1 protein-coding gene is annotated in these 539 nt (G+C 59.4%); it reads left to right on the forward strand.

All coding sequences use genetic code 11. From position 1 onward, the window contains the following. The coding region (locus ABD345_RS40140; protein ID WP_344559798.1) for a CBS domain-containing protein at positions 1-425 on the forward strand (425 nt) is incomplete at its 5' end. Positions 426-539 lie beyond the last annotated feature (114 nt).

Consider the following 539-nt stretch of genomic DNA (forward strand, 5'->3'; position numbering starts at 1 on the left):
GTGGCGACGTCGACCCGCGGCTCTCGACGCTTCGCCGGATCGTCAACGCGCTCGACGAGGCCGAAGGCGAGGTGGTGCGCGCGACGGACCTGATGAACCGGATGGTGATCAGCGTCGCGCCCGACGACGCGGTGAGCGACGCCGTCGACCGCATGGAGGAGGAGGCGTACTCGCAGCTTCCGGTCATTCAAAACGGGATCCCGGTGGGGTCGATCAGCCAGGGCGACGTGATACACGCGGGCGAGAACGTCGGGAGTCTCCCCGTAAGCGAGGTGATGAGCGAGTCGTTCCCCACCGTGGGCATGGACGCGACCGTCGACGAGATCCGAAACCTGCTCGACCATTATAAGGCCGTGATGGTCACTGACGGCGGCGAAACCGTCGGTATCATCACCGAGGCGGACATCGCAGCACATCTGTCGTAGCCGATCGGTCGTAATGTTGTCAATACGGTATATATCGATATCGTTGTACACGGATTATTTTCAATGGAACGCATGAAAATGTATCACAGGTGGTTCTTTTTTAGCATATCGGAA

The organism is Kitasatospora saccharophila (assembly GCF_039529925.1).
Classification (GTDB): domain Bacteria; phylum Actinomycetota; class Actinomycetes; order Streptomycetales; family Streptomycetaceae; genus Kitasatospora; species Kitasatospora saccharophila.